1 protein-coding gene is annotated in these 887 nt (G+C 42.6%); it reads left to right on the forward strand.

Annotation, left to right across the window (positions count from 1 at the left end; translation table 11 throughout):
- Positions 1-828, forward strand: an 828-nt coding sequence (locus JFC07_RS13015; RefSeq protein ID WP_198329223.1) for an RNA-guided endonuclease InsQ/TnpB family protein, incomplete at its 5' end; no start/stop codon positions are given.
- Positions 829-887: the final 59 nt, after the last annotated feature.

Raw genomic sequence — 887 nt, forward strand, 5'->3', positions numbered from 1 at the left:
CCGAATGGTGTAGGTTTTGTAAAGTTTAGAAAATCTCAAGACATTCTTGGGATAATTAAAAACGTCACCATCAGCAAGAAATCCGGTCATTGGTACGTGTCGTTTGGCACTGAGCGAGAGTTGGAACAGAACCCAATTCACCCTTCTAAAACCGCCATTGGTATTGATTTAGGTGTCAGTAAATTAGTTACCGGCTCAAACGGTCAGTGCTTTAAACCTAAGAGCAGCTTTAAAGCCAATCAAGGCAAACTAGCAAAGCTACAGCGCCAATTAAGTCGTAAGGTCTTATTTAGCCAAAATTGGAAAAAGCAAAACCGTAAAATCCAAAAGCTTCACCATCACATTGCCAATATTCGCCATGACTACTTGCATAAAATCAGCACTGACATCAGCAAAAACCACGCCATGATTGTCTGTGAGGATTTAAAAGTAGTTAATATGTCAGGATCTGCAAGCGGGACTCTTGAAAATAAAGGTCGCAATGTCAAAGCCAAGTCAGGATTGAACAAATCAATTCTTGATCAGGGTTGGTCGATGGCGCTGACTATGCTTGAGTATAAACAGCAATGGCAAGGCGGGTTACTGATTAAAGTAAACCCGCGTTATACAAGCCAAACCTGCTTTGAATGCAAGCATGTTGCAAAAGAAAATAGACGTACCCAAGCAAAATTTGAGTGCGTTGAATGTGGTTATATTGCGAATGCAGATGTTAATGCAGCTCGTAATATTCTTGCGGCAGGACATGCCGTTTTGTCTGTCGAGGGAAGATGCAGTAAAGGTCGCCCGTTGAAGCAGAAAACTTGCGACGGTCGTGAGAAAGTCGCCTAAGAGCTTTTGCTTTTAGAATCCCCCGCTTGAGCTTGTCGAAAGTGGCGGGAGTATGTCAA

The organism is Psychrobacter faecalis (assembly GCF_016107575.1).
GTDB classification, from domain to species: Bacteria; Pseudomonadota; Gammaproteobacteria; order Pseudomonadales; family Moraxellaceae; genus Psychrobacter; species Psychrobacter faecalis.